This is a genomic window from Lonsdalea britannica (assembly GCF_002111595.1).
In the GTDB taxonomy this organism is placed as follows: Bacteria; Pseudomonadota; Gammaproteobacteria; order Enterobacterales; family Enterobacteriaceae; genus Lonsdalea; species Lonsdalea britannica.
Genome location: NZ_LUTN01000002.1, coordinates 217024 through 243777, shown reverse-complemented (window position 1 = coordinate 243777; position 26754 = coordinate 217024). Strand labels below are relative to the sequence as shown.

Below are 26754 nucleotides of genomic sequence, written 5' to 3'. Positions count from 1 at the left end.
AACCGCTTTGACAGGGTTACCCGTTTTTATTCGCTCAGATCAGCGGCCGCCCCCGGCCAGATCGTGAGGAATGGCGTTCTGCATGCCATGCCAAAGGGCGCCGCTCTCTTTGCCATACTCACGCACGGTTTCCTGAACCTGTTCGTAACGACCTTCGCGACACAAGGTGCCAAGCTGGCGATAAAACTTCAGCGCCAGTTCGCGGGCGTCAAGATTGGAAAAGTAGTAGCGAGCAACGCGGATGTACAACCCTCTCAACCCATTAAGAATCAGGCTGTAAATCGGGTTGGTCGACACAAAAGCCAGTCCTCGAAATATCGCGTAATCCAGTTCCGCGAAAGCATCAGCGGTGTCGCTAACGGTATCGGCCTGCTGAAGGATTTCCAACGCTTGTTCGGGATGTTGGCGCACCGCAGTCCGAATGAAAATACCCGCGATATTGGTTCGCGCAGACAGGAGGTTATCGATGAGCTGCGGCACGCGATCATGGTCGAGACGCGCCAACGTTTCAAGGATGTTCAGACCGGAAGTTTCCCAGAAATTATTAACCTTGGTCGGCTTACCGTGCTGAATCGTTAGCCATCCGTCACGAGCCAGACGCTGCAAGACTTCCCTTAGCGTGGTGCGCGTGACACCGATGAGTTCGGATAACTCCCTTTCTGCGGGCAGGAGAGTCCCCGGGGGGAATCGATTATTCCATATACTTTCAACAATATACTCTTCCGCGAATCCCGCCGGACTTTGCGCCTTTATAACCATAAGTTTATATTCCGTAGCGATGCTTACCCATGAAAGTAAACATCATCATAACAAACCCCTTTACCATCACATAGTTTCCGGGAGTGACAAATCAATCCAGTAGCAAACCCCCGTACACCGGCTCAGACAGCGACACTGAGGCTCACATCACCGAGAAATTCGTATCAAGACATCATTTTATATTGTAAGAAGTTTTAAGGGGGAGAAAAATGTCGAGTTATGACATGGAACACATCCTGGGCAGCTTTTGTCTATTAACGGATCGTCAGGGTTGATTTATCCGCGTTATTCAACATGCCCATGGCGATGAGCAAAGCCCGCGCCGCTCTCGCCTGAGAATTTACAGCCTGACACATATTTGTTGCGATCGCTGCCGATATAACGCGCCGCGCGAGTCCATCCGCCAGCCTATATCGTGTATAGTAACACTCAGGTGAAAACATCCAGTTCTTTCTGATATCACCTTTAAAAACAAAAGAGTATGGGCTACACGGCGTAAAATTTCCGCTCTGAAGAAAAGATGATTTCATCTCTCAGACAGTGATTATTGTTGAGAGCACCACTCTTTGTGAGGACAGCGAAATTGATAGCGCTGTTATAATTCGAACGTTTTGCATGGAATACTTTTATGCTGCTGATGTTGCGATATTTAAACCGTTGCTCGCATGGCCGGACGGCTGGCTGCTCCTGGCACTGACCAGCCTAATCTTCGAACTGATCGCGCTCTATTTCCAGCATGTTATGTTGTTGAAACCCTGCGTTCTCTGCATTTATCAACGTAACGCGATGTTTGGCATCATGGCGGCCGGACTTGTCGGCGCTATCGCGCCAGGCAGCGTCGTGATTCGTTTACCAGCCATCGCCCTGTGGCTCTACAGCGCGTTCGAAGGCCTGTTGCTGGCGTTGAAACATACCGATATTCAGCTTCACCCTTCGCCTTTCGCCACCTGCGACTTTTTCGTCAACTTCCCTTCATGGCTGCCTTTGGACAAATGGGCCCCGGCCGTGTTCAGCGCCTCGGGTGACTGTGCCGAACGTCAGTGGCACTTTATGGGACTGGAAATGCCGCAGTGGATGATCGTGATCTTCGGCGCCTATCTGCTGGTTTGCGCGCTGGTGCTGATTGCTCAATTGTTTAGACCCAAACGCCGCGACCTTTTCCGTTAATCACGCCGTCTTCCGCCCGGCTACCTGTCAGCACCCAGCCGGGCGTTTTTCCTCCCGCACCACGATAATATCTCCCTCTCCCTCTCCCTCTCCCTCTCCCTCTTCCTTTCTTTCTTTCTCTTCCGTTGCCGTTCAGTCATCGTCGCCGTTTCATCGGTTTTACCGCTGGCAGCAATTGATGGCCTTTTTGTTGCTTTCCTCTAACATCTTCAGCCAGCCTGACTATGGTCAGGCTAATAATAACCAACCTCTTTTTAGGCTCGAGTAGATGAAAAAAGTAAAAGCATTTCTTTTGATGGCTGCAGCTTTGGCCGTGTCCGTGAAAGGCTACTGTGAATCTGGCAAGGTCACAGGCAGCGAAGAAGTTAGAATCCCCGCAATCAAACTGATCAACGTCGAGGGTGACAATTCCAGCTTCGTTAAAGGCAGTATTCCTGCGCTGGAAAAGATCCCGACACAAAAATTTTGGATCAGCAACTCGACTGAGGATTGGGAAAAGAATACCCATGCTGCTCCGAGAAAACAGTATGTAATCACGCTGAAAGGTACGCTGAAATTCAAAGTCAGCAATGGCTCTACCTTCATCATCGCACCAGGCACCGTTCTGTTGGCTGAAGATCTGAAAGGTCCTGGCCATAGTTGGGAAATTATTGACGGTAACGAATGGGTCCGCGCCTACATTCCGATGGAAGGCGATAAAGACTACTTTACGTCCGACAAATAACCCCCATCTTCGTAGAAGCCCTGACATTCAGGGCTTTTTTGATGATGTCATGCGTTAGGAGATAGCGCTGAGCGATTTCCCCCCTGGTACTTCCTCCGCTCCTGACGACGCGCACCCTCCACTCTCCAACCCTCTTCAGCCGTGAAACGGTTTCTCCCTTCGTAAATACCCCTTGAATTTATGCGCTATATTGAAAGTGAAACTCCATCGCTACTCTATGGGATATACGACCATGATCACTGCCGATCTCTATCTGTTGAAAGAAGTTACCGCGCTGCGAACCGTTATTGGATTTATGATTTCCATCATGAACGACGAGCAAAGGGAAAGCCTGCGAAAGCTGGCAGAAACGCGGGTGGTGAAATCGGACTACGAGCATTTGTCCAAGCTGGACGATGAGGACGCCGCTGCGGTGGCCGAAGACATCAACGATATGATTGTGGAAACTATCAAACTGGGTACGGTCAAAAAAACTGACCAGGAGTAAGAGCTTAAAGCCGAAGCCGTGTTGATAAAGGCTGAGGCATAAATCACGCAATAAAACAGCACGCCGGATACCGATATTCCCGTGGTAAAACATTGACCACGAGGATATCCCATACCGAGTTCAGGCAACCAGAGATCAGATTTCTGCGGCTCCCCATCAGCGCCAAGTCGATTCAGCGATATTCATGTTTTAAGCCCTGTTTTATGCTCTGTGTCCTGTCCATACGCCCGCTCTTTGGTGCGTCAGATCTGACGACGTGCCAGAATGTCCCACCTGTTTCACTGCACTGACGACTCATATCTTTATTGGGAAACCCACATGGATTTAATTGATCAGTATTTGCCTGCCTGCCATTTCAGCGAAAACCATTCCCTGGGCGTCGCTGCAACACCAGAACATATTATGGCCGCCGTGCTTAGCTATCGACCCGATAATGATTATTTATTCCGCAGTGCAATTACCCTGCGCGAACTGCCAATCCGTCTTTATGACCGAATGAAGGGCAAAGATTTTGCGTATCGAAAACCCTTCAACATGGACAATTTCACGATGTTAGAACAAAGAAGCGATCAGGATGTTGTGTTTGGATTAGCGGGAAAGTTTTGGCGCTCAGATTACGGTCAAACCACACTCGTTGATGCCGCAGATTTTCTGGCGTTTAATGAACCAGGCTCAGCCAAACTGGCCTTGAGTTTCTCCATTGAGCGATTAAGCAACACCTCTTCTCGACTGAGAACAGAAACACGGGTGCTCTGCCTGGATAACACCGCACAACGTAAATTTGCTCCCTACTGGTACATAATTAGACCGGTAAGCGGATTGATCAGACTGAGGATGCTGAAATCAATCAGCCAGGACGCCCAACACAAGGCCAACGTCTAATTCGCCGCGCTCAACAATGCTTACACGGCGCATACGATTCAAAGGGAGTGGCGGCAGAGTGGCAACAATGACGGAAAAAAGACGACGAACAATAGCGAAGATCAGCCCAGTATGGGCGCAAAACTAGGCGGATATTGCCCCACCGCTGCCACAGGCTTGAAACCCGCAGCAGCTTTCCTTTAAGAGATCCTAAGCTTACCTAGCCCAATCAGGTTTATTCAGAATATGGTCCTGCCAGTCAACGACGTCACGCTCGCGGACAGCAATATTGCGTACCGAAATACGTTCCTGATGCATCGCCTGTTTTGAACCGGCAATCAGCGGATGCCAGCTCGCCAGACCTTTGCCTTCGTGGATCCGGCGGTAAGCGCAAGTTTCCGGCAACCATTCGAACGACAACAGATTTTCCCGTGTCAGCTTGATGCAGTCCGGCTCGTATTCGAAGCGGCGGGCGTAGTTGCGGCATTGGCAACTTTTGATGTTCAGCTGATTACAAGCGACATTGGTGAAGTACAGCTCTTCGGTATCAGCATCAATAAGCTTATTCAGGCAACAGCGGCCACATCCGTCGCAGAGGGCTTCCCACTCTTCGTCAGACATTTCAGCCAGTGTTTTATGTTGCCAAAAAGGTGATTGATTCATTGCAATAGTATCCAAGGTGACGGGAAACAGCCCGTCTAACAGTGTTAATTTTAACGAGGTCGTTTAATGAGGAGAAGCCACCTGCCACACCGGACAGATGGCCTGAGTATGACTAAATCACGCGGGTTTCCAGCGTTTTATCGTTCAAAGCAATTTTCAGCGTATCGCCCGACAGCAGCGGCCCGACGCCCTGCGGTGTCCCTGTCAGGATGATATCCCCGGCGCGCAAGGTGAAGAAACGGCTCATATAGGCGATCAACGGTAAAATCGGCGTTATCATGTCGCGCGTATTTCCCTGCTGCCGGACTTCGCCGTTGATGCTCAGCGTCAGATCCGTATTCTGCGGATCGCCGAATTCTGCGACAGGGATGAAACCGGATACCGGACATGAACCATCAAACCCTTTCGCTTTTTCCCACGGCTGACCGGCTTTTTTAAAGGACGCCTGTAGCTCACGCAGCGTTAAATCGAGCGCCACGCCGTAGCCAGCGATGGCCCGAGCGACGCGATCTTCGTTTGCCTGTTTCAGCGGAGTGCCGATCAATACGGCCAGTTCAACCTCGTGATGTACCGCGCCCAAATCGTGAGGAATGGAAAGGGGCTGACGGAGATCGCAGATCGCCGTTTCAGGTTTGATAAACAACACCGGCTCTGGAAACGTGGAACTGCCCATTTCCCGGACGTGTTCGGAATAGTTGCTGCCGACACACACTACTTTATTGACAGGGAAGTCCAGTAACGCTCCCTGCCAGTCTCTGTGCTGATACATGCATCATCTCCTGACCTGTCTGTTGAGATATTGACCCCGGCACGCCGCGGCGCCAGGCTCCCCATCATACCGATACTGATGACAAAAAGATAAGCACGCAAACGTGAGCGAAAGTGTCGTCAGATTTCGTCATTATCCATGGCTAAAAAAAGCCCGTTGGATAAATTCAAAACGGGCGGATAAACAATTAAGCCGACAAATCACTGTATATAAAATCAGGAAATAAAACACGGCCTGAATAAAAGTCAGCCTGTAGATTAATTTGCGCCCTGACTATTTTCCGTTACGAGGCCATTAATATCTCGTGGCGATAAGGGATTGTCCGAAAATAATAACCCTATTATTTTTCAACTGCCGACTGATGTATATTTAGCAAATTTTCCGGCGGGGGCGGTACCTGAAGGTAAAACCCTTGTTCTTTAAGCGATTGCCGCACATTGTCGATATCAGCCGACGCCAGTTTTTTCCTACCATCTAGCGGTAAAAGCATCACGAAAGTCGGCGCACCGAAACTTTTCATCAGCGTTTCAGGAATGCGCGAAAAATCGTCTTTTTTTTCGACATAAAGATATGTCTGATCCCGTTTGTTACTTCTATAGATCGCACAAAACATATTTTTACTCTAAATTAAATGGGTATCGTGTATTGCCTGTATATACATGTGACTATAACATGCTTATAGCGCTCTGGAATATCATAGTTAAATGTTACTCTGGGGGTTTAAAGATGCCGAAACTGAGTCAGGATAGATGTCACAATCGCCAATTGAGTTAAAAGGCAGCAGCTTTACCTTATCGGTGGTTCATTTGCATGAATCTCAACCCGAGGTAATTTACCAAGCCCTGCAGGAAAAAATCGAACAGGCTCCCGCGTTTCTTAAAAACGCGCCCGTTGTCATCAATGTCTCAACACTGACCGCCGACACCGATTGGGTGACGCTGCAGCAAGCCGTCGCCGCTTCCGGTCTGCATGTGGTCGGCGTTAGCGGCTGCAAAGACGAACAGCTCAAGCAAGCTATCGTCCGCGCAGGACTACCGCTGTTGAACGAAGGTAAAGAGCGTCGGGCTTCCGAACCCGCCGCCCCGCCTCCGGAGCCGGTGAAAACCAAGGTGATCAGCGCGCCCGTTCGTTCCGGGCAACAGATTTACGCGCGTAACTGCGATCTCATCGTCACCAGCAGCGTGAGCGCGGGCGCCGAAATCATCGCAGACGGCAATATACACATTTACGGCATGATGCGGGGCCGTGCCCTGGCAGGCGTATCTGGCGACGTTAACAGCCAGATCTTTTGCACCCATCTGGCCGCAGAACTGGTCTCCATCGCGGGCCGTTATTGGCTTAGCGACCAGATACCGCAAGATTTTTTTGGGCAGGCTGCACGGGTAAATCTCAACCTGCTGGACAATGTTCTTAACATACAAACTCTAGACTAAGCCCTTGACAAGGAATCATTTATGGCACGCATCATCGTTGTTACATCGGGTAAAGGGGGCGTTGGCAAGACTACTTCAAGCGCGGCCATTGCTACCGGTTTAGCCCAAAAAGGCAAAAAAACAGTTGTCATCGACTTTGATATCGGCCTGCGCAACCTTGACCTGATCATGGGATGCGAGCGCCGCGTCGTTTACGATTTCGTCAACGTCATTCAAGGTGACGCGACGCTAAATCAGGCGCTAATTAAAGATAAACGCACTGAAAATCTGTACATCCTCCCGGCTTCTCAGACCCGTGACAAAGACGCGCTGACACGTGAAGGCGTCGAAAAAGTGCTGGATGGTCTGAACGAAATGAATTTCGACTTCGTCGTGTGTGATTCTCCGGCGGGGATTGAAACCGGTGCGCTGATGGCGCTCTACTTCGCGGACGAAGCGGTGATTACCACCAACCCGGAGGTCTCATCCGTACGCGACTCCGACCGTATTCTCGGCATTCTGTCATCCAAATCTCGTCGCGCAGAACGTGGCGAAGATCCGATCAAAGAGCATCTGCTGCTGACCCGTTACAATCCGGGCCGCGTCAGCCGTGGCGACATGCTGAGCATGGAAGACGTGCTGGAAATTCTGCGCATTCCGCTGCTGGGCGTCATTCCGGAAGACCAGTCGGTGCTGCGCGCTTCCAACCAGGGCGAACCGGTGATTCTGGACGACTCGGCCGATGCGGGTAAAGCTTATGCCGACACTGTAGATCGCTTGCTGGGTGAAGAACGCCCTTACCGCTTTATCGAGGAAGAGAAGAAGAGCTTCCTCAAACGACTTTTTGGGGGGTAAACCATGGCCTTACTCGATTTCTTTCTGTCCCGCAAAAAAGCGACAGCCAATATCGCCAAGGAACGGCTGCAAATTATTGTCGCGGAGCGGCGCCGTGGGGATAGCGAACCCCATTATCTGCCACAGTTGAAACGAGACATTCTGGAAGTGATCTGCAAATACGTGCAGATTGACCCGCAAATGGTATCTGTTCAGCTGGAACAGAAAGGTGACGATATTTCCGTTCTGGAGCTCAACGTCACCTTGCCGGAAGCGGAAGAAACGCCGAAGTAACCATCGCGCCGCGGCTGAGCCAGACACCTGCTAATCGCAGTCGGGCCTGGTCGCGGCGATCATGCTCTTGCCTTTATTCCCCGCCAGTCGTCATACACCCGTGATGCAAGACCTCAGCTTACCGTTGCCCTTTCCGGCAAGATCTGGACATCGCAGCCGCCAGTATTCCACCGCCGACCGCCACGTCCTCCGCGATTAATCGCGGTTTAAAATCGCCCGCAGATCGTCGCCGAACAGCGTGTTGCGCCAGCCGCTAACCAGTTCAGGCGTATTCCCACCGACAGACAGTTTCCAGTACCAGTTGAGCAGGCGGTTGATCTGACGACGCGAGGCTAGCAGTTCCGCAGATAGTCCGCTGCTGGCGCTGGTCGCCTGAATCAGCGCCTTGATCTCCTTGAATACCGACTTGTAACCGGGGTAGTCGAGAAGGTTCGCGACCGGCGGCGGGAAGTCAGCCTCATTCCGATCCACGGTCTCCGCCACCAGCGAGAGCAACGTTTTACCATGATAGCGAATTTCCGGACCGCTCAGCCCCAGCGAATCCAATTCGCCCAGCGAGGTCGGCAAATGACGTGCTACCTGCACAAGTGCTCCTCGCGTACCACGAAATTCACCGCGCTATCGCGTTCGCGCGCTTTACGCAGACGCCAGTCAGCCAGACGTTGCAGGCACGCCAGCTGTCGGCCGCGCAACTGCCAGGCGTTGCCGACCTCACGGTAAGCGAGTTCCGGCGCCAAAATATCCTGACGTCGGCGGCACAGCAGCTGACATTCGTCCAACGCCGCCTCCGTCCAACCTGTCGCCTGAATTTGCTCCACCAGCGTTTTTGCCATGGGCAGCAGGTAGAAGACGTCGGCCGCCGCATAGTCGCACTGTTTTTGGCTCAGCGGGCGCGCCATCCAGTCTGTGCGGGACTCGCTTTTATCCAGCGTCACCTGCTGATAGTCCGCCACCAGTGCGGCAAAGCCATAGGACAACGGTTTGCCTAAAAAAGCGGCCAGAATTTGCGTGTCGATAAACGGCGACGGCACACAGCCGAACGCGTTCAGGAAGACCTCCAGGTCCTCGCTGCCGGCGTGCAGAAATTTGGTCACCTTGGCGTCGGTAAGCAGGGCCTTAAACGGCGCCCAGTCCTCGATCGGGAGGGGGTCAATCAGCGACAGCGTTTCACCGTCATACAGTTGAATCAGTCCCAACTGTGGATAATAAGTGCGCGTCCGGACAAATTCGGTGTCCAGCGCCACTTGCGTTGTAGCGCGCGCCTGCGCGCAAACCTGTGATAAGCCGGCATCGGTAGTGATCAACTGATAATTCAAAACATTATTCTCTTGGTTATGTCCAACAATGGTCATGACGATAAAAGGAACGCCGGAAAAGACCGGCGAGCCTGACATGAAAACGCAAAAATGCACATCTTATGAAGTCAAATAGCGGCGACACGGCGCAAGGAAAGGAGGCCGAGTCATGGAATCAGGTCAACCGGGCCAGATGTCTGACAGCCAAGATCATGAGGTAACCATACCCTGCTAACACCCTGCAAACAGTCCGGTATAACAATCACCTGGGATGCTTCGTCTCGTCCCGGAGTTCACGCCGCAAGATTTTACCGACGTTCGATTTCGGTAATTCGTCACGAAACTCGAACTGGCGAGGCACCTTATAGCCCGTCAGATAACGACGGCAATGGGCAATCAGCGCATCCGTATTCAGCGCGCTGCCGGGACGACGGACAACGAACACTTTGACCGCCTCGCCTGACAGCTCGTTCGGTACGCCAACGGCCGCCGCGCTTCGATCACGTCAGGATGACGGACGATGACATCTTCGATCTCATTTGGATAGACGTTAAATCCTGACACCAGAATCATGTCTTTTTTGCGATCGACAATCTGTAAGAAACCCTGCGCGTCAGACGTGACAATGTCACCTGTCGCCAGCCAGCCATCCTTCAGCACCGCTGCCGTCTCGTCCGGCTGATTCCAATAGCCTTTCATGACCTGCGGCCCTCGAATCCACAGCTCACCGGCCTCTCCCAGCGCCACATCGTTGCCTTGCTCATCTACAATGCGAATTTCAGTCGAGGGGATCGGCAAACCGACACTGCCCGTATACTGCTCCATATCGTAAGGGTTGCCGGTGACCAGCGGCGAGCTTTCCGTCAGCCCGTACCCTTCCAGCAAATGATTGCCGGTGAGTTTTTCCCAGCGTTCGGCAACCGTCTGCTGGACCGGCGCGCCGCCGCCAACGGACAGGTGCAGCATCGAAAAGTCCAGTCGATGAAAATCGTCATTATTCAATAGCGCGTTGAACAGCGTGTTGACGCCGCTGAAGACGGTAAACGGATGACGAGCCAGCTCTTTGACCATCCCCGGAATATCTCTCGGGTTGGTAATCAGCAGGTTCTGCCCCCCCATTTCGATGAACAACAGGCAGTTCACGAGGAGCGCAAAGATGTGATACAGCGGCAACGCTGTGACGATCAAATCGTTGCCTTCATTCAGTAACGAACCATAGGCCGCGCGGATTTGAGTCAGGTTAGCCAGCAAATTGCGATGCGTGAGCATGGCGCCTTTGGACACGCCGCTGGTGCCGCCGGTGTATTGCAAAAAGGCCAAATCGCCGCGATCCAGTTCAGGACGCACGTAAGGCATCTGCTTACCCTGCTGCAGTACGCTGCGGAAGGAAATGGCGTCGGGAAGATGGTATTTCGGCACCAGTCGTTTAATGTATTTGACGACAAAATTCACCAACGTGCCTTTTGCCGCTGACAGCTGGTCTCCCATGCGGGTGAGGATCACATGCTTCACCGGGGTATTGAACACCACCTTTTCCAGCGTATGAGCAAAGTTGGACACAATCACCATCGCGCTGGCGCCGCTATCGTTCAGCTGATGTTCCAGTTCACGCGGCGTATAGAGCGGATTGATGTTCACCACGACCATGCCCGCCCGCAGGATACCGAACAGCGCGACGGGATATTGCAACAGGTTGGGCATCATCAGCGCAACGCGATCGCCCTTCTGCAATTTGAGCTGATGCTGCAAATAGGCGGCAAACGCCCGGCTGCGCTCATCCAACTGACGATAGGTCATCGTCTCGCCCATATTGATGAACGCAGGCCGATCGGCATTTCGCGCCATAGAATTTTCGAACAGCTCCACCAATGACGAATAGCGATCCGGGTCGATCTCTGCGGGAACATCGGCCGGATAGCGCGCTAACCAAATTTTTTCCAAGACTTCACTCCATAGGTCTTCTTAGGCGGCGAACGGGCTGGCGAAATCTCTCATCCCCTGTCCCAGACAGGGCGAGCTTCTCGGCCTGTATCAAACGTTCAACCGCCTATGCCATCATCCACAAAAAATAAGGTGACCGGAGTCACCCTAGTTAATCATTGCATCGGTCATCGCTATCCAGCGCGCCCCCACACGAGACATCGTGCCGCGCATCGTCGTGCAAAAGACAATCGCGGGTCGCGCTGTTATTCCGTGACGATCGTTTCCAGTCTGGCCGGTCCGGCCCCATCGTCCCAGCCCCAGCGAGGTCCCCAGCCGGGGCGACCGCGATAGCCCCACCAAGGATCGTACATCCCTGCGGTCGGCACCAGTTGCTGCACGACGCGCCAGCGTTTATAGCGGTCTGCCTGCACGACGACAAAGCGGTACGGGCGGTTGCCTATCTTGCCCGATTCGGATCCGGTGATAGGCCCCACAACGGTGACCAGTTGATTGGTGTAATCCGTTGGTTCCAGGAAGCCATTAACATAAGCCACGAAGCGACCTTCCGACGGCGCGCCCAAGATCGGTTTGGCGCCCTCATCCAGCGGCATGCTGCTGATTTCCAAACGGGTGCGATTCGCCTCGTTGCTCACCGCCACCACTTTGCCCCCCAGCCGTGCCTCTTGACCGACGTAAACGGCGGGTGCGCTCATCACCCGGACCAAGTCCATCTGCGGCGTCGCCGATGTCCCTTGTAAGGACTCGGGTACGGTCACGCACGCGCTCAGCGCGCCCAGCGAAAGCAATAGCAGGCCGCAGCGGCCCGTTCTACAGACAACGCGTTTCACCCGACGACTCCACTGCCGTTCACTCGACATAGCATGCCTCTCGTTTAATAGCCTGATTATTAGACTATAAGCCATGCAATAAGTTGCGGTTGTCCGTTATTCGCGGCCCGCTAATTTTTTCCAGGCGACTTCATTACGCAGATAGCGCGGCTGAGCCTGCTCAACGCGCAATGTCGCGCCTGAGCGATACTGTTGCAAAGCCAGCGGCAACATATCTTCCGCCTGCGGCAACAGATAGTGACCATCTTGCAACACCGCGTCGGCGGGTTGGGTTAAATCGGGGTACGTTTGCCAGCCGGTACCGGCCGTCGCCCACGCACCGTTGAGCGCTGCCGTTTGTGTCTGCACCTGCGAGGGCGCGAGTACGGCTTCCGTCTCTTCACCACGCCAGAAACCCTGTTCGTCGCGGTGATATTGCGCCCAGTAGACTTCGCTCATGCGGGCATCGATCGCCGTCAGCACCTGGGTCGCGCCAGTCAGGCGGAAAGCGCCCTGCGCCAGCGTGGCCAACGTGGAGACGCCGATCATCGGCAAGTCGGCGCCTAGCGCCAACCCTTGCGCGATACCGATACCGATACGCACGCCGGTAAAACTGCCGGGGCCAAGGCCGAACGCCAACGCATCCATATCGCTCAGCGTCAGGCCCTGTTCGCTCAGGACTTGCTGAACCATCGGCAAAATACGCTGGGTATGTTCGCGGGGACAAACTTCAAATAATGCGTGGACTTTACCTTCATTCCACAACGCAACGGAACAGGCTTCCGTTGCGGTATCAAGCGCTAAAATTCGCGTAGACATGCCAACCTCAGGCGGGAAATAAACGTATAACGGCGCGCATGATAGCACAGAGTCGGAACGCCGTTACGCTTTGCGCGTCAGGAAATCCACCGCCTGCGGCAGGCTTCTTGTACGCGGCGCGGGCGGCAGACTATTGAGAAAGACTTCGCCGTAGGGACGCATCACCAGACGATTGTCGCAAATCACCAGTACGCCACGATCGTCGACATCGCGGATCAAGCGTCCCACCCCCTGCTTGAGGGTAATGACGGCGTCGGGCAACTGCACATCATTGAAGGGATCGCCGCCGCGCAGACGGCAGTCTTCCATGCGCGCTTTCAGTAGCGGATCGTCCGGCGAGGTGAACGGCAGTTTATCGATGATGACGCAGGACAGCGCATCGCCCCGCACGTCCACCCCCTCCCAGAAACTGCTGGTCGCCACCAGCAGCGCGTTGCCCGCCGCCAGAAACTGCGACAGCAACTGGGTTTTACTGGTTTCGCCCTGCAGCAAGACCGGTAGCGTCAGGCTGGCGCGAAACTCCGCGGCCAATTCACGCATCATCAAATGCGAGGTACACAGCATAAAGCAGCGCCCCTGATTAGCCTGAATCAGCGGCGTCAACATCTGCGCCAGCAGCTTACCGCTGCCCCGGCGCGCGGTTTCCGGCAGAAAACGCGGTACGCACAGCAGCGCCTGACGGGCATAGTCGAACGGACTCGGCAACAGCAACGTTTCGGCCTCTTCCAGTCCCAGCCGGGCGGTGAAATGATCCATTTTGTCGTTCACGGACAACGTAGCGGAGGTGAAGATCCAGCTCGCAGCCTTCTCTTTCATCACGTCATGAAAACGGTCAGACACCGACAGTGGCGTTAAAGCCAGCACAAAGTGGCGACTCGTGCATTCATACCAGTAGCTGTAACCGGGCTGTTGTACGTCCAGCAGCCGCTTCAACCGGTTACGGTAAATCGTGGCGCGTTCAAACGCGGCATCCAGCAGCGCGGAGCGCCCCAGAGAAAGCTTGGCGACGTCGTAACACAGCTCCAGCGCATCATCGAGCAGCAATAGCGCGCGCTGCAGTCCAGTATCCGTGACAACGTCACGAAGGTTGCCGCGATAACCGGGGTCGCCGAGCGCCAGGCGAAAATCCTGTGTGCTTTGCGACAACCGATCGGCGCTTTTCTGTAACTGCGCCGCGTCACGCACTTCGGTGCGATAGGCGATGATCATATCTCGCGCCAAATCGAACAGCTGTCGGCTGCTCAGTTGCTGACCGAAATATTGGCTGGCGATGTCGGGAATTTGATGGGCTTCGTCGAAAATCACAACGTCGCCGTCGGGGATCAGCTCGGCAAAACCGCTCTCTTTCACTACCCGATCCGCCAGATACAGATGGTGGTTAACCACCACGACATCAGCATCCATCGCCCGACGGCGCGCTTTGACCACGAAACACGCTTTATAGTGCGGGCAATCGTTGCCGAGGCAGTTGTCATTGGTGCTGGTGACCAACGGCCAGATATGGCTGTCTTCCGGCACATCGCGGCAGGCGCTGGTGTCGCCGTCGTCAGTCAGCGACGACCAGCTACGCAGCTTAACCAGCTCGCGCAGGTTATCTTTGGAAAGATCCCCCCCGGTCATGGACTGCTGTTCCAGACGTTCAATACACAGATAGTTGGAGCGCCCTTTCAGCAACGCCAGTTTGCCGGGATAGTTAAGCGCACGCGCCACGGTCGGCAGATCGCGGCTGTACAGCTGATCCTGCAAAGCTTTGGAGCCGGTGGAAATAATCACTTTTTTTTCGGCGCGCAACGCGGGCGCCAAATAAGCGTAGGTTTTTCCCGTTCCGGTGCCCGCTTCAACCACCAGCGGCTTCTGCCGGGCGATGGCATCGGCGACGGCGGCCGCCATTTGCCGCTGCGGTTCTCGAGGCTTAAATCCCTTGATGGCCTTTGCCAATGCGCCCTCGGGGGCAAAATCATCGATCTCGTTTGCTGCTGCAGCCACGCGTTCTCTCTTTGCTGGGGAATAAATCGGCACCGGAGGCTCCGATGCGAGTGAGGGGATTATGCCAAGCTCGTCCCCCGGCCTCCACCTTAATATGTTGGCACGCCGTCGTTGGAAGCACGCGCCGCAGACGCTGTTCCTGTGTTTACCTCGGACAGGATGAATAGGTGGAACGCATGGTTAGCGCTAGGGCGGGAGGTTTTCTCCTCTGAAGCGAAAAGGTAAAATGGCGACGTTCGATAACGATAAATCAGGGATTTTGATTTTGAGCCATGTTTATACCTTTACGATTCCCAGCACACCCTTCACACCCAACGCAGGCTCCAGCGGATATTATTTGCGCCTCACTCACCAAGGCCATACGTTTTATACCCACAAAGCTAACTACAGCAACCCCGAACAATTTGAACGCCTATCCCCTCAGGGAAACTGGTACATTTGCGCCCATCGATTATGGGATGGAAGCTACTGGATACATTGGATTGCCGATGACAACGGTTTGATACTCGAACCTGAAAGCGCGTCTCAAAAAGTGGGGCCGATGCTGATTCAAAGCAGTGTGTCATTAGCGATAACGTTGCTGGCCGTCATCGCGTTGTACGTTTTTTTTCATTCTTCCCCCGCCCTTGCCACGATCGCAGCGTTGGTCGGTATATTCGCGGGGATAGGAGCGTCAGTCAGTCTGAGCAACCTGTTCGCTTTTTATCATCCGGTAAGCAGATTGTCGTTGAAATATCTCGCTCAAGCGAAGACCCGGGACAGACGTTTTTTTACGTCACCCCCTACTAACACTTCCCATTTTATCGTCAAACAACTCGATGAACAGTGGCGTCGTCAGGCAAAAGGCAGCGATCTCCTGCTGGAAGGCAATGTGAATCACGTACAAGACATGTCATGGAGTGCAAGGAAAGGAGAGGATGAAGTCCGCTACAGAGCGTTCTTTTTTACCTGTGAATATCGCTCGCTGATCATGTGCTGGCATCAAAACGATTCGTCCGTACACCAACCGGTGCGTTTAACTTCCGCACCGCCGTTTATGGCCATCAACGACCGTATCAGCTGCATCTATGAACAAAAAGAGAAGAAGTCCATGCTGACACAGCGATTACCCAGCCAGACGCATAAAGTCATCAGCTTAATTAACCTGACGGAAGGCAGTGTTTATCGCCTTCGTGGCGAGGGCGTTCTCGGTATCAGGCCGAACATCATCGAGCGCTGTCCGCTTTATCTCCAGGGGTAACCGCGTCACTTACCCTCATCATAGAATAAAGGACTCACAGGCCCTAAGTGTCTCCTCGTCGACGCGTCGAACCGATGGGGAGACAACGCGCCGGACGCCTGAGGCCACCGCCTGACAACACATCACATCGTTGCCAGACGATGATCCGCCGCGTCTGGACCGCGTCGAGCATCAGTTACTCTTGCTGCCCGGCATCCTCTTCGTCATCTTCGAAGCGCGCGACGATACGCTCTCCCTGATGTCCCTGACGTAGCGCCTCCGCCACACGGGCAATGGCTTCGCCGCTGCTCATTCCTTCCGAAATCAAGCGGTGGATTTCTTCGACGGCTTGCTGCTGCTGTTCATGCGTGAGCGACGGAATACCTGCAAACATTTTTCTCTCCTGAATCTGGCGGGATCGTCCCGGCATCATTGACGTCGCACGTCTCACGAGTGTGGTACGCTTGCATTTTGTGATGCCTTCGTGTCCACGCGACCGGTATACTTCCGGTCACTACCCGTATGAGATCGCCCGAAAATCTATATGCCAATGTCGTTAGTCTACCATGCTCTGCCTTACCAACCGGACGCTTTGTTGACCCAGTTCGCCCCGCTCTCCGAGCTGCCCTGGGCGATGCTGTTGCACTCCGGCACCGCTGAACATACGCATAACCGGTTCGATATCCTGGTCGCCGATCCGCGCGTCACGTTACAGACCCGCGGCGACACCACGGAGATAGCCGAAGGCGGCAACGTTCAGACCTCACCGGCCGACCCGTTCGAACTGCTGCAAGACCAGTTGAAACGATTAGGTCTGACCGCAACCCCGACGCCGGATCTGCCGTTTCAGGGCGGCGCATTGGGACTGTTTGGCTACGATCTGGGCCGTCGAGTGGAACGCCTGCCGACGCGGGCCGCACAGGATATCGATATCCCCGATATGGCCGTCGGTTTGTATGACTGGGCGCTGATCGCCGACCATCATCAGCGCAGGCTCACGCTAATCACATACGGCGACCCGACGCCACGACTCGCCTGGCTCAAAGCGCAACAGGACGCGCCTAACGACGCCTTCACGCTGACTTCCGCATGGCAGGCCAGCATGTCGCGGGAAGAGTACGGCGCCAAGTTTCGTCAGATTCAGGATTATCTGCACGCCGGCGACTGCTATCAGGTCAATCTGGCGCAACGCTTTCAGGCCCGTTATGAAGGCAGCGAGTGGCAGGCGTTCCTGCGTCTTTCCGCCAGCAATCGCGCGCCCTTTTCGGCCTTTATCCGACTCCCGCACAACGCGGTCATCAGCGTGTCGCCCGAGCGTTTCTTATGGTTGAACGACCATCATATTCAGACTCGCCCCATCAAAGGCACGCTGCCCCGCCAGCCTGACGCCGACGACGACGCCAGACAAGCGGAACGTCTGGCGGCCTCCACCAAAGATCGCGCGGAAAATCTCATGATCGTCGATCTGCTGCGCAACGATATCGGCCGCGTGGCCTCCCCCGGCAGCGTCCGTGTGCCGGAGCTGTTTGTGGTCGAAGCTTTTCCGGCTGTGCATCATCTGGTCAGCACCATTGAAGCGGAACTGCCCGCAGAGCTGCATGCGACCGACCTGTTGCGGGCTTGTTTCCCCGGCGGCTCTATCACCGGCGCGCCGAAAGTCCGGGCGATGGAGATCATCGAAGAGCTGGAGCCGCAGCGCAGGACGGCTTATTGCGGCAGCGTCGGCTATCTGAGCCTCTGCGGCACCATGGATACCAATATTACCATCCGCACGCTCGTCACCGACCGAGGTTCCATTTACTGCTGGGCCGGCGGCGGGATTGTCGCCGACAGTCAGGAGCAGGCGGAATATCAGGAAACGTTCGATAAGGTCGGACGTATTCTGCCTTTACTGTTGTCCCATGCTTGATGGCGATGTGGCGAGGAGCTGACGTGACAGACACGATCCTGCAAAACCCTGCGATGACCGCTGAGGCCGATCCGCCATTCGATTTGGCGCAGTTCATCACCCGTTTTCAGTTGCAAACGCCGGAAGCGACGCCGCCCAGCCGCTATCAGCGACAGGCTGCCGTACTGGTGCCGATTATTCGCCGTTACGAACCCACATTGCTGTTGACCCGACGTGCCGCGAACCTCCGCACACACGCGGGTCAGGTCGCCTTTCCCGGCGGCGCGGCCGACCTGGAAGATCCTTCCCTGATCGCCACTGCGCTGCGGGAAGCGTATGAAGAGGTGGCAATCCCGACGTCCCGCGTTCAGGTGCTCGGCACGCTGCCCTCGCAAGACAGCGTCAGCGGCTTTCAAGTCACCCCGGTGGTGGGCCTGCTGCCCCCCGACATGACGTTCACGGCGCAGGCGGACGAGGTGGCCGCCCTCTTCGAGATGCCGCTACGGGAAGCCTTTGCCTTACACCGCTATCATGGGCTGGAGATCGAGCGCGAACACCGCCGACATCGCGTTTATCTACGCAGCTATCAGCAGCAGTGGGTGTGGGGACTGACCGCGACAATTATTCGCCAGCTCGCGTTGCAGGTCGAGGCGCTTTGAACGCCAACGCACGACTTTGATCTCTCCCGGTATTCGCCCCTTTCGATAGCGCCCAAGCGCGGTGCGCACGTCGTCAGCAAGGCGTGTTTACCGTTCTACCGACCTCGGGCGTGTCATCGGAAACACGTTCGACACCACCCTGTGCCGTCTCGATTTAGCCCCACTTCACGTAATGACGGCTTTTAATCCGGACGACTCGCATAACCGCTGTACACCTTGCCGTTTCCCCTCTTTAGCATTAGATTTTTGTGGGCTTCACGCCTGCATTAAATAAGTTTATTTCATGCGAAAAGACGCTTTCCAACTGGGGATTACCACTACAATAGCGCCCATATTTAGCCGCCTAATAAAGGCATTCGACGGACGTTTAAAGGAGTGGTGCGTGATAAGCGTTTTCGACATGTACAAAATCGGCATCGGGCCGTCCAGTTCTCACACTATTGGACCGATGAAGGCCGGTAAACAGTTCGTCGATGAACTGGAGCAGGTCGGCCTTCTCGCCAACACGGATAGCGTAAAGGTAGACATTTATGGCTCGCTGGCGTTGACCGGCAAAGGCCACCATACGGATATTGCGATCATTCTGGGGCTCGCTGGCAATCAGCCAGATACCGTTGATATCGATGCCATTCCCACGTTCATTCAGGATGTCGCCCTCCACCAGCGTTTGCCGCTGAACGGGCAGCATGACGTGACGTTTTCCCAGACGGAAGATCTGACGTTCCATTGGGACAATCTGCCGCTGCATGAAAATGGCATGACGCTGAGCGCATACGCGGGCAATACGTTGATTTACCGTCAAACCTACTACTCTATCGGCGGCGGATTTATCGTTGACGAAGCTCACTTTGGTCAACCGGTCATCGCCCCCGTTGAGGTGCCCTATCCTTACGATTCAGCGCAGCAGCTGCTCGCATTGTGTAAGGCTAACGGTCTGTCCATCTCCGCACTGATGTTACGCAACGAGCGCGCGATTCGGCCTCAGGCCGAGATCGATGACTATTTTGCGAATGTCTGGCGCGCCATGAGCCAGTGCATCGACCGCGGTCTTAATACTGAAGGACTGCTGCCCGGCCCGCTACGCGTTCCCCGGCGTGCGGCCGCGCTGCGACGTATGCTCATGTCATCCACCGCCCTGACGCAAGATCCTATGTCCGTCGTAGATTGGGTCAATATGTTCGCTTTGGCCGTCAATGAAGAAAATGCGGCGGGCGGTCGCGTCGTCACGGCGCCGACCAACGGGGCCTGCGGCATCGTACCTGCCGTACTGGCGTACTACGATCGCTTCATTGAGCCCGTCGGTCCGCAGGTGTTCTTGCCCTATTTCATGACAACAGGCGCAATCGGGATTTTGTACAAAATGAATGCCTCCATTTCGGGCGCTGAGGTCGGCTGTCAGGGCGAAGTCGGGGTGGCATGCTCGATGGCTGCGGCCGGTCTGACCGAACTGCTGGGCGGCAGTCCTGAACAGGTCTGCGTCGCCGCTGAGATTGGCATGGAGCACAATCTGGGGCTGACCTGCGATCCGGTCGCCGGTCAGGTACAGGTGCCCTGTATTGAGCGCAATGCTGTTGCGGCCGTCAAAGCGATCAACGCATCGCGCATGGCCATGCGGCGCACGTCCGAGCCTCGCGTGTCGTTAGATAAAGTGATCGAAACGATGTATGAAACCGGTAAGGATATGAATGCGAAATATCGGGAGACGTCGCGCGGCGGATTGGCAATCAAAGTCCAATGTGATTAAACGGCGCCGAATGTAGAAGGCTGTGCGCGGATGCGCACAGCCGATAGCGAAGCGAGTTACGCCTCTTCGTCTTGATCCTGTTGGTCAACGACGCGTTCAATACGCACCAGTTCGATACGGTATTCGCTGGCCGCCATGATGGTAAATCTCAGGTGGCTGAACTCCAGCACCTCTCCAACATGCGGGAACTCATTGCTGTGAGCCAGCAGCAATCCGGCGAGCGAGGTGTAATCCTCTTTCGGGTCCACCAGATCCTGCATGTCCAGCGCCTGCTGCAGCGAGTGCAGATCGGTTCCGCCCTTCACCAGCCAGCCAGTGGCGTCGGCGACAATCTCCGGCGTTTCATCCTCGTCAGGGAATTCACCGGCGATCGCTTCCAGCACGTCCAACGGCGTCACCAGACCCTGTACGACGCCAAATTCGTTGGTCACCATCACCAGACTGCCTTTCGCGCGTCGCAGGACCGGCAGCAGATTGATGACATCCAACGTTTCCGGCACCACGATAGGCGACGTCACGGCGGCGAAGGTTTCCACATCCTGACCCTCTTCCAGCGCCACCAGCAGATCTTTCGCACGCACGACGCCCACCAGCTCGTCCAGCTCACCACGGCAGACCGGGAACAAGCTATGCGGCGTATCCAGCAGCTGAATGCGGATCTCTTCCGTGGAGCGTTCGCTATCCACCCAGGAAATTTCCGTCCGCGGCGTCATGACGCTGCGCAGTGAACGCGATGCCAGCGTCAGGACACCGCTGATCATATAGCGCTCTTCCTCGGCGAATGTCTCTTCGATACGCGCCTGAGGCTGTTCTTCATCATCCTGTTCGTTGTGTTTGGCGCGTGCGCCCATCAGACGCAAAATCGCTTCGGCGGTACGCTCACGCATGGGGCGATGAGACTGGTGCTTAGCGAAGTTATGACGCGCAATCTGATTAAACAGTTCGATGACGATGGAGAAACCGATCGCCGCGTAGAGGTATCCCTTAGGAATATGGAAACCAAAACCTTCGGCCACCAGGCTAAGCCCGATCATCAGCAGGAAGCTCAGACAGAGCACCACGACCGTGGGGTGTTCATTCACGAAGCGCGTCAGCGGTTTGGAAGCCAGCAACATCACGCCCATGGCGATGATCACCGCGGTCATCATGATACCCAGGTGGTTAACCATCCCGACGGCGGTGATTACCGCATCCAGAGAGAACACCGCATCGAGAATCACGATCTGAATGACAACGGCCCAGAAATTGGCATGCTCGCGGCTGGCGTTAGGATCGTGCGGACGGTTTTCTAACCGCTCATGCAGCTCCATCGTCGCCTTAAAGAGAAGGAATATCCCCCCGGCAAGCAGAATCAGGTCGCGACCGGCAAAGCTGAATTCACCGACGTGGAACAGGGGACGCGTCAGCGTCACCATCCAGGAAATCAACGAAAGTAGTCCCAGACGCATCAACAGTGCGAGCGACAGGCCGATGATACGGGCCTTGTCACGCTGTTTCGGCGGGAGCTTATCCGCCAGAATCGCGATAAACACCAGGTTGTCGATGCCCAGAACAATTTCGAGTACCACCAACGTCAATAAGCCTGCCCAGATTGAAGGATCTAGCAAAAATTCCATGTCAGACTCCGAAAAATGAACGAACTAATGACATTAATGTCACGGCGTTTTTGAATAAGGTTGAGATGTGTGCACGATCGGCTTGAGGCTGATGTGGGCCGGAAGGGCCGGTTAAGAAGTACCAATCACCCGCCGCAGCCGGTGTAATAGAAATGAATCGTCGATGACAGTCCATAGGAAAGGCGTCCGCCTGTAACTCCTCTTTAATTGAAAGAAAGTTAACTCTAGCAGGTTGTTTCTGGTTTTAACAAAGTTTTTCTATAGTCGCACTTTCTTCGCCAATATTGATAACAAGACCACACTTTTAACTATTCATATAACTGATTACTTTCCGCCCCGAATGATTGGAGATCGTCATCACACTATTTATTTTTTCGCAACATAAAATAAGTCGCGGCTGACTGAGACATTTCCGAACAGCTTGAATCGTTTCATAGCTCGTCCCAGACGGAATTCGCTTTCTTGATAACACAGACTCGGAAAAGCCTTTTGTGCACTTTTGTCAACAAAATGGGAAACCATTCACTTAGGCGTATCCCGTCATCTCTGTACACAGCACACCTGATAATGAAGGGTGTTTAACGAGGAGGTAGCAAGTGAGTATCGCAATTATCTTATGCACTCACGGTGCCACTGCCGGGCCCTTACTCAATACGGCTGAAATGATCCTGGGAAAACAGGACAACGTCGGTTGGATTGATTTTGTTCCCGGCGAAAATGCAGAAACACTGTTGGAAAAATACGAGACCAAGCTCGGCGAGCTGGATACGGATCAGGGCGTTCTCTTCCTGGTTGATACCTGGGGAGGCAGCCTTTCAACGCGGCGAGCCGCCTGGTCATGGATAAACAAAACCATGAGGTGGTCACCGGGACCAACATCCCCATGCTGGTTGAAACGTTTATGGCGCGTGACGATGATCCGCGCTTTGCCGATTTGGTCGCCATCGCCCTCGAAGCGGGTCGCGCGGGCGTCAAAGCGCTGAAAACGGCGGATGCCGCTCCTGCCAAACCCGCGGCGAAGCCTCCGCCGCCCCCATGGCCACCCCTGGCTCCGGCGGCCACATGAAAATCGGTTTGGCGCGTATCGATGACCGGTTGATTCATGGCCAGGTCGCCACCCGCTGGACGAAAGAAACCAACGTCAACCGCATCATCGTTGTCAGCAATGAAGTGGCGGCCGACAATGTGCGCAAAACGCTGCTGACGCAGGTGGCTCCGCCCGGAGTCAGCGCGCATGTGGTGGATGTCGCGAAAGCGATTCGTGTCTACAACAATCCCAAATATGCGGGCGACCGCGTCATGCTGCTATTCACCAATCCGACCGATGTCGAGACGCTGGTTGAAGCCGGTGTGGAGTTGCCGTCAGTCAATATTGGCGGCATGGCCTACCGACAAGGAAAAATACAGGTCAATAACGCCGTATCCATAGACGAAAAAGATATTGAGGCATTCCGCAAGCTGGCTGCGCGCGGCATTGAACTTGAGGTCCGTAAAGTTTCAAGCGACAGCAAGATCAATATGATGGATTTAATTAACAAGGCGACTCGTTAATACACCAAATATAGTGATGCGTAACCATTTAAACACTTAGAACGCTATTCATACAGGAGAAGTACAATGGAGATCACCACGCTTCAAATTGTGCTGATATTTATCGTAGCTTGTATATCAGGAATGGGTTCCATTCTTGATGAGTTCCAGTTTCATCGTCCTTTAGTGGCCTGTACCTTAATTGGTTTTGTTCTCGGAGATATTAAGACCGGTATTATTATCGGCGGAACATTGGAAATGATTGCCTTGGGCTGGATGAATATCGGGGCCGCCGTGGCCCCCGATGCCGCCCTGGCTTCCATCATTTCCACCATTCTGGTTATAGCTGGCGGACAGAGCGTCGGCGCCGGGATCGCGCTGGCTATTCCGCTGGCAGCGGCGGGTCAGGTGCTGACGATTATTGTCCGGACCATCACCGTGGCTTTCCAGCATGCGGCGGACAGCGCAGCCGAGCGCGGCAACCTGTCGGCCATCAGTTGGCTCCATATCTCCGCTCTGTTGTTGCAGGCCATGCGTATTGCCATTCCGGCCGTACTCGTCGCGATTTCCGTCGGAACCGAAGTGGTTCACACCCTGCTGTCCTCCATACCGGACGTCGTCACTAACGGCCTCAATATCGCGGGCGGCATGATTGTTGTGGTCGGTTACGCGATGGTCATCAACATGATGCGCGCCGGCTATCTGATGCCGTTCTTTTACCTCGGCTTCGTCACCGCGGCCTTCACTAACTTCAACCTGGTGGCCCTGGGTGTGATTGGCGTCGTGATGGCCATGCTGTATATCCAGCTCAGTCCGAAATACAACAAGGTTCAAGGCGCAGCGGCTCCCGCCCAAGGCAATAACGATCTCGACAACGAACTGGATTAACCGGAGTGACATCATGACTGATTCAACCGAAGTAAAAAAACTCACTGCCAGCGACGTGCGAGGCGTGTTTATTCGCTCTAACCTGTTTCAGGGATCGTGGAACTTCGAGCGTATGCAAGCGCTCGGCTTCTGTTTCTCGATGGTGCCGGTGATTCGGCGCTTATACCCGGAAAATTCGGATGAACGCAAACAGGCCATCAAGCGCCATCTGGAGTTCTTCAATACCCACCCCTTCGCCGCCGCCCCGATACTGGGCGTCACCATGGCGATGGAAGAACAGCGGGCCAATGGCGCCCCCATCGACGACGGCGCTATCAACGGACTTAAAGTGGGGCTGATGGGGCCATTAGCCGGCGTCGGGGATCCTATCTTTTGGGGAACCGCCCGTCCGGTATTCGCCGCACTCGGTGCTGGGATTGCCATGACGGGTAGCCTGCTCGGCCCGGTCTTGTTCTTCGTGCTCTTTAATCTGGTGCGTCTGCTGGTGCGTTATTACGGCGTCGCTTACGGTTACAAAAAAGGCGCGGATATCGTCAGCGATATGGGCGGAGGTCTTCTGCAAAAAATGACGGAAGGGGCGTCCATCCTCGGCCTGTTTGTCATGGGCGCATTGGTTAACAAGTGGACGCACGTTAACATTCCCATGGTGGTGTCGCGTGTGACCGGTCAGGATGGACAGACCACGGTCACGACCGTGCAATCCATTCTCGACCAACTGATGCCGGGTCTGGTGCCACTGCTGCTGACTTTCGGCTGTATGTGGCTGCTTCGCCGCAAGGTAAACGCACTTTGGCTGATCATGGGCTTCTTCGCGATCGGCATTTTTGGTTACTGGATTGGTCTTCTGGGTCTGTAACGTTCTCCTGCCGGGGAGGGTTGTTGCTGTCCCCGGCCCATTTATGGAGTCGCCATGAGTTTCTCCGATATCGTCATTATCCTCTGCATCGCCCTCACCCTTATCTACGCCGTTTATGATGAATTTATGATGGACCGACGCAAAGGCCCGACACGTCTGCGAATTTTATTACGCCGTCGTAGTCATTTAGATGCGTTAATTTATATCGGGTTGATTGGCATTTTAATCTATAAAAATATCACGAGTTACGGGACTACATTAACGACTGTATTACTGTTCTCGCTGATATTGATGGTTATTTATCTTTCTTTCATTAGATACCCAAAATTGTTATTTAAACCGCAAGGTTTCTTTTATGAGAATATCTTTATTTCTTATGGGAGAATAAAAAAAATTACATTATCCGAGGACGGCATTCTGGTTATTTCTCTGGAGAAAAAAGCGTTGCAAATCAGCGTCAACGAGTTAGATGACTTGGAAAGAATCTATCAGTTTATGATTGAAAATCAATGAATTGAAATCATGCGAACCAACGAGGAATGACTGAAAGATAATCAGCATCATGCCTATCGGTTATTATCCATGCAATCCATGCAGTCATCCATCTGGATTGTTTCACAGATGTCAAAGGTGAAAATAATTATCAGTTGCGTTTGTTTTCCTTAATCTATTTATTGTTGTTTAGCTCGGAAATAATATGTTAAGGTTGCGCGGTCATTTGGGGAGTAGCCAATTTCTGACGATTTTTTATCAGGAATGTTCGTGTCAACATGCTCGTTTTTCTAAAAAACGTGGTGCGAACGGCCAGACAGGCAGGCGAGACCATATGCACGCGATCTATTATCTGGTTGGGGGATAGATAGCGTGATATGGAGAAATGCCCCGCCGAGGCTATTTACAATGAATCTATCAGCAACTTTAATTCTTGCCTTTGGCATGTCCATGGATGCTTTCGCCGCTTCAATCGGTAAAGGCGCCGCCTTACACAAGCCCCGCTTCAGCGAAGCCGTCCGTACCGGACTTATTTTCGGTCTTATAGAAGCTATTACGCCTTTGATCGGTTGGGGCCTCGGCTTTTACGCCAGCCGCTTCATCATCGAATGGGATCATTGGGTCGCTTTCAGCCTGCTGTTTATCCTCGGCGCGCGTATGATTGTCGAAGGATCCAAGGGGGAAGACACCTCGTCTCAATCTGGAAAAATCCGCAAACACGGTCTCTTCACGTTAGTCTGCACCGCTATCGCCACCAGTCTCGACGCCATGGCGATAGGAGTGGGACTCGCTTTCTTGCAGGTCAATATTGTTCATACCGCGATGGTGATTGGCTGCGCCACCATGATTATGGTGACCTTCGGAATGATGATTGGCCGTTACGTCGGACCGTTGCTCGGCAAAAAAGCCGAGATCATGGGAGGCGTGGTGTTGATTGGTATCGGTTGTAATATTCTCTACAGTCACCTGTCCAATCTGGCCTGATAGATGAGGCAGGTGCAGCGACTCTTTCGCTGTCCTGCCTATCCATTTATCCATTACC

Annotated in this window: 23 protein-coding genes and 4 pseudogenes; 16 read left to right on the top strand and 11 right to left on the bottom strand. The window is 54.1% G+C overall.

Annotation, left to right across the window (positions count from 1 at the left end):
* Nucleotides 1-39 precede the first annotated feature (39 nt).
* On the bottom strand, nt 40-759 hold the full coding sequence (gene fadR / locus AU509_RS02560) for a fatty acid metabolism transcriptional regulator FadR (protein WP_085652467.1): 720 nt from the start codon (nt 757-759) through the stop codon (nt 40-42).
* A gap of 637 nt (nt 760-1396) precedes the next feature.
* Between fadR and dsbB the strand changes: the two are divergent.
* From dsbB to AU509_RS02540, 4 genes and pseudogenes are all read left to right on the top strand, one after another.
* Nucleotides 1397-1926, top strand: a pseudogene (gene dsbB, locus AU509_RS02555) (disulfide bond formation protein DsbB).
* 268 nt (nt 1927-2194) lie between these two features.
* Entirely contained in the window at nt 2195-2650 is a 456-nt protein-coding gene (locus tag AU509_RS02550) for a cupin domain-containing protein (RefSeq protein WP_094117576.1), read from the top strand.
* A gap of 232 nt (nt 2651-2882) precedes the next feature.
* Nucleotides 2883-3137 (top strand): hypothetical protein, encoded by a 255-nt coding sequence (locus AU509_RS02545; RefSeq protein WP_139824007.1) that lies wholly within the window; start codon nt 2883-2885, stop codon nt 3135-3137.
* A 318-nt stretch (nt 3138-3455) separates the two neighbouring features.
* Entirely contained in the window at nt 3456-4019 is a 564-nt protein-coding gene (locus AU509_RS02540) for a hypothetical protein (protein ID WP_094117575.1), read from the top strand.
* Between the two features lie 195 nt (nt 4020-4214).
* On the opposite strand, the gene AU509_RS02535 is transcribed toward AU509_RS02540, so the two are convergent.
* From AU509_RS02535 to AU509_RS02525, 3 genes are all read right to left on the bottom strand, one after another.
* On the bottom strand, nt 4215-4661 hold the full coding sequence (locus tag AU509_RS02535) for a YcgN family cysteine cluster protein (protein WP_026739388.1): 447 nt from the start codon (nt 4659-4661) through the stop codon (nt 4215-4217).
* A 112-nt stretch (nt 4662-4773) separates the two neighbouring features.
* On the bottom strand, nt 4774-5430 hold the full coding sequence (locus AU509_RS02530; protein ID WP_094117574.1) for a fumarylacetoacetate hydrolase family protein: 657 nt from the start codon (nt 5428-5430) through the stop codon (nt 4774-4776).
* Between the two features lie 340 nt (nt 5431-5770).
* Nucleotides 5771-6043, bottom strand: a complete 273-nt coding sequence (locus tag AU509_RS02525; RefSeq protein ID WP_085652473.1) for a YcgL domain-containing protein — start codon at nt 6041-6043, stop codon at nt 5771-5773.
* A 136-nt stretch (nt 6044-6179) separates the two neighbouring features.
* On the opposite strand from AU509_RS02525, the gene minC reads away from it, so the two are divergent.
* The 3 genes from minC to minE are packed head-to-tail and all read left to right on the top strand — an operon-like array spanning nt 6180 to nt 7970.
* The gene (minC, locus tag AU509_RS02520; protein WP_085652474.1) at nt 6180-6863 is read left to right on the top strand and encodes a septum site-determining protein MinC; all 684 of its coding nucleotides are present in this window, start codon (nt 6180-6182) and stop codon (nt 6861-6863) included.
* Nucleotides 6864-6884: 21 nt separating this feature from the next.
* Nucleotides 6885-7697, top strand: a complete 813-nt coding sequence (minD, locus tag AU509_RS02515; RefSeq protein WP_085652475.1) for a septum site-determining protein MinD — start codon at nt 6885-6887, stop codon at nt 7695-7697.
* A gap of 3 nt (nt 7698-7700) precedes the next feature.
* Nucleotides 7701-7970, top strand: a complete 270-nt coding sequence (gene minE / locus AU509_RS02510; protein WP_026739383.1) for a cell division topological specificity factor MinE — start codon at nt 7701-7703, stop codon at nt 7968-7970.
* A gap of 195 nt (nt 7971-8165) precedes the next feature.
* Here the strand turns inward: minE and rnd are convergent.
* The 5 genes and pseudogenes from rnd to AU509_RS02485 all read right to left on the bottom strand — a co-directional run bounded on the left by rnd (nt 8166) and on the right by AU509_RS02485 (nt 14820).
* A pseudogene (gene rnd / locus AU509_RS02505) lies at nt 8166-9286 on the bottom strand (ribonuclease D).
* A 241-nt stretch (nt 9287-9527) separates the two neighbouring features.
* Nucleotides 9528-11206: pseudogene (gene fadD, locus AU509_RS02500) on the bottom strand (long-chain-fatty-acid--CoA ligase FadD).
* Nucleotides 11207-11451: 245 nt separating this feature from the next.
* Nucleotides 11452-12066 carry a Slp family lipoprotein gene (locus AU509_RS02495; protein ID WP_094117573.1) on the bottom strand — a complete coding sequence of 205 codons (615 nt, stop codon included), beginning with the start codon at nt 12064-12066 and terminating at the stop codon, nt 11452-11454.
* Between the two features lie 66 nt (nt 12067-12132).
* Nucleotides 12133-12834: a tRNA (adenosine(37)-N6)-threonylcarbamoyltransferase complex dimerization subunit type 1 TsaB gene (gene tsaB / locus AU509_RS02490; RefSeq protein WP_094117572.1), complete on the bottom strand. Its 702-nt coding sequence runs from the start codon at nt 12832-12834 to the stop codon at nt 12133-12135.
* 63 nt (nt 12835-12897) lie between these two features.
* Complete coding sequence (locus tag AU509_RS02485) at nt 12898-14820, bottom strand: ATP-dependent DNA helicase (protein WP_085652479.1); 1923 nt, start codon at nt 14818-14820, stop codon at nt 12898-12900.
* A 226-nt stretch (nt 14821-15046) separates the two neighbouring features.
* Between AU509_RS02485 and AU509_RS02480 the strand changes: the two genes are divergently transcribed.
* The gene (locus AU509_RS02480; RefSeq protein WP_094117571.1) at nt 15047-16060 is read left to right on the top strand and encodes a hypothetical protein; all 1014 of its coding nucleotides are present in this window, start codon (nt 15047-15049) and stop codon (nt 16058-16060) included.
* A 175-nt stretch (nt 16061-16235) separates the two neighbouring features.
* On the opposite strand, the gene AU509_RS02475 is transcribed toward AU509_RS02480, so the two are convergent.
* The gene (locus AU509_RS02475; protein ID WP_094117570.1) at nt 16236-16433 is read right to left on the bottom strand and encodes a YoaH family protein; all 198 of its coding nucleotides are present in this window, start codon (nt 16431-16433) and stop codon (nt 16236-16238) included.
* 150 nt (nt 16434-16583) lie between these two features.
* Between AU509_RS02475 and pabB the strand changes: the two genes are divergently transcribed.
* The 3 genes from pabB to AU509_RS02460 all read left to right on the top strand — a co-directional run bounded on the left by pabB (nt 16584) and on the right by AU509_RS02460 (nt 20330).
* Nucleotides 16584-17948: an aminodeoxychorismate synthase component 1 gene (pabB, locus tag AU509_RS02470; RefSeq protein ID WP_094117569.1), complete on the top strand. Its 1365-nt coding sequence runs from the start codon at nt 16584-16586 to the stop codon at nt 17946-17948.
* Nucleotides 17949-18001: 53 nt separating this feature from the next.
* Entirely contained in the window at nt 18002-18586 is a 585-nt protein-coding gene (locus AU509_RS02465; protein WP_094117616.1) for a CoA pyrophosphatase, read from the top strand.
* A gap of 382 nt (nt 18587-18968) precedes the next feature.
* On the top strand, nt 18969-20330 hold the full coding sequence (locus AU509_RS02460; protein ID WP_094117568.1) for an L-serine ammonia-lyase: 1362 nt from the start codon (nt 18969-18971) through the stop codon (nt 20328-20330).
* Between the two features lie 56 nt (nt 20331-20386).
* On the opposite strand, the gene AU509_RS02455 is transcribed toward AU509_RS02460, so the two are convergent.
* Nucleotides 20387-21946: a TerC family protein gene (locus AU509_RS02455; protein WP_094117567.1), complete on the bottom strand. Its 1560-nt coding sequence runs from the start codon at nt 21944-21946 to the stop codon at nt 20387-20389.
* Between the two features lie 596 nt (nt 21947-22542).
* On the opposite strand from AU509_RS02455, the pseudogene manX reads away from it, so the two are divergent.
* The 5 genes and pseudogenes from manX (at nt 22543) to mntP (ending at nt 26696) form a co-directional block, all read left to right on the top strand.
* A pseudogene (gene manX / locus AU509_RS02450) lies at nt 22543-23497 on the top strand (PTS mannose transporter subunit IIAB).
* Nucleotides 23498-23563: 66 nt separating this feature from the next.
* Nucleotides 23564-24364 (top strand): PTS mannose/fructose/sorbose transporter subunit IIC, encoded by an 801-nt coding sequence (locus AU509_RS02445; RefSeq protein ID WP_085652486.1) that lies wholly within the window; start codon nt 23564-23566, stop codon nt 24362-24364.
* 13 nt (nt 24365-24377) lie between these two features.
* Entirely contained in the window at nt 24378-25220 is an 843-nt protein-coding gene (locus AU509_RS02440; protein ID WP_085652487.1) for a PTS mannose transporter subunit IID, read from the top strand.
* A 54-nt stretch (nt 25221-25274) separates the two neighbouring features.
* Nucleotides 25275-25733 (top strand): DUF986 family protein, encoded by a 459-nt coding sequence (locus AU509_RS02435; RefSeq protein WP_094117566.1) that lies wholly within the window; start codon nt 25275-25277, stop codon nt 25731-25733.
* 387 nt (nt 25734-26120) lie between these two features.
* The gene (gene mntP, locus AU509_RS02430; RefSeq protein WP_085652489.1) at nt 26121-26696 is read left to right on the top strand and encodes a manganese efflux pump MntP; all 576 of its coding nucleotides are present in this window, start codon (nt 26121-26123) and stop codon (nt 26694-26696) included.
* The last annotated feature ends 58 nt before the right edge of the window (nt 26697-26754 follow it).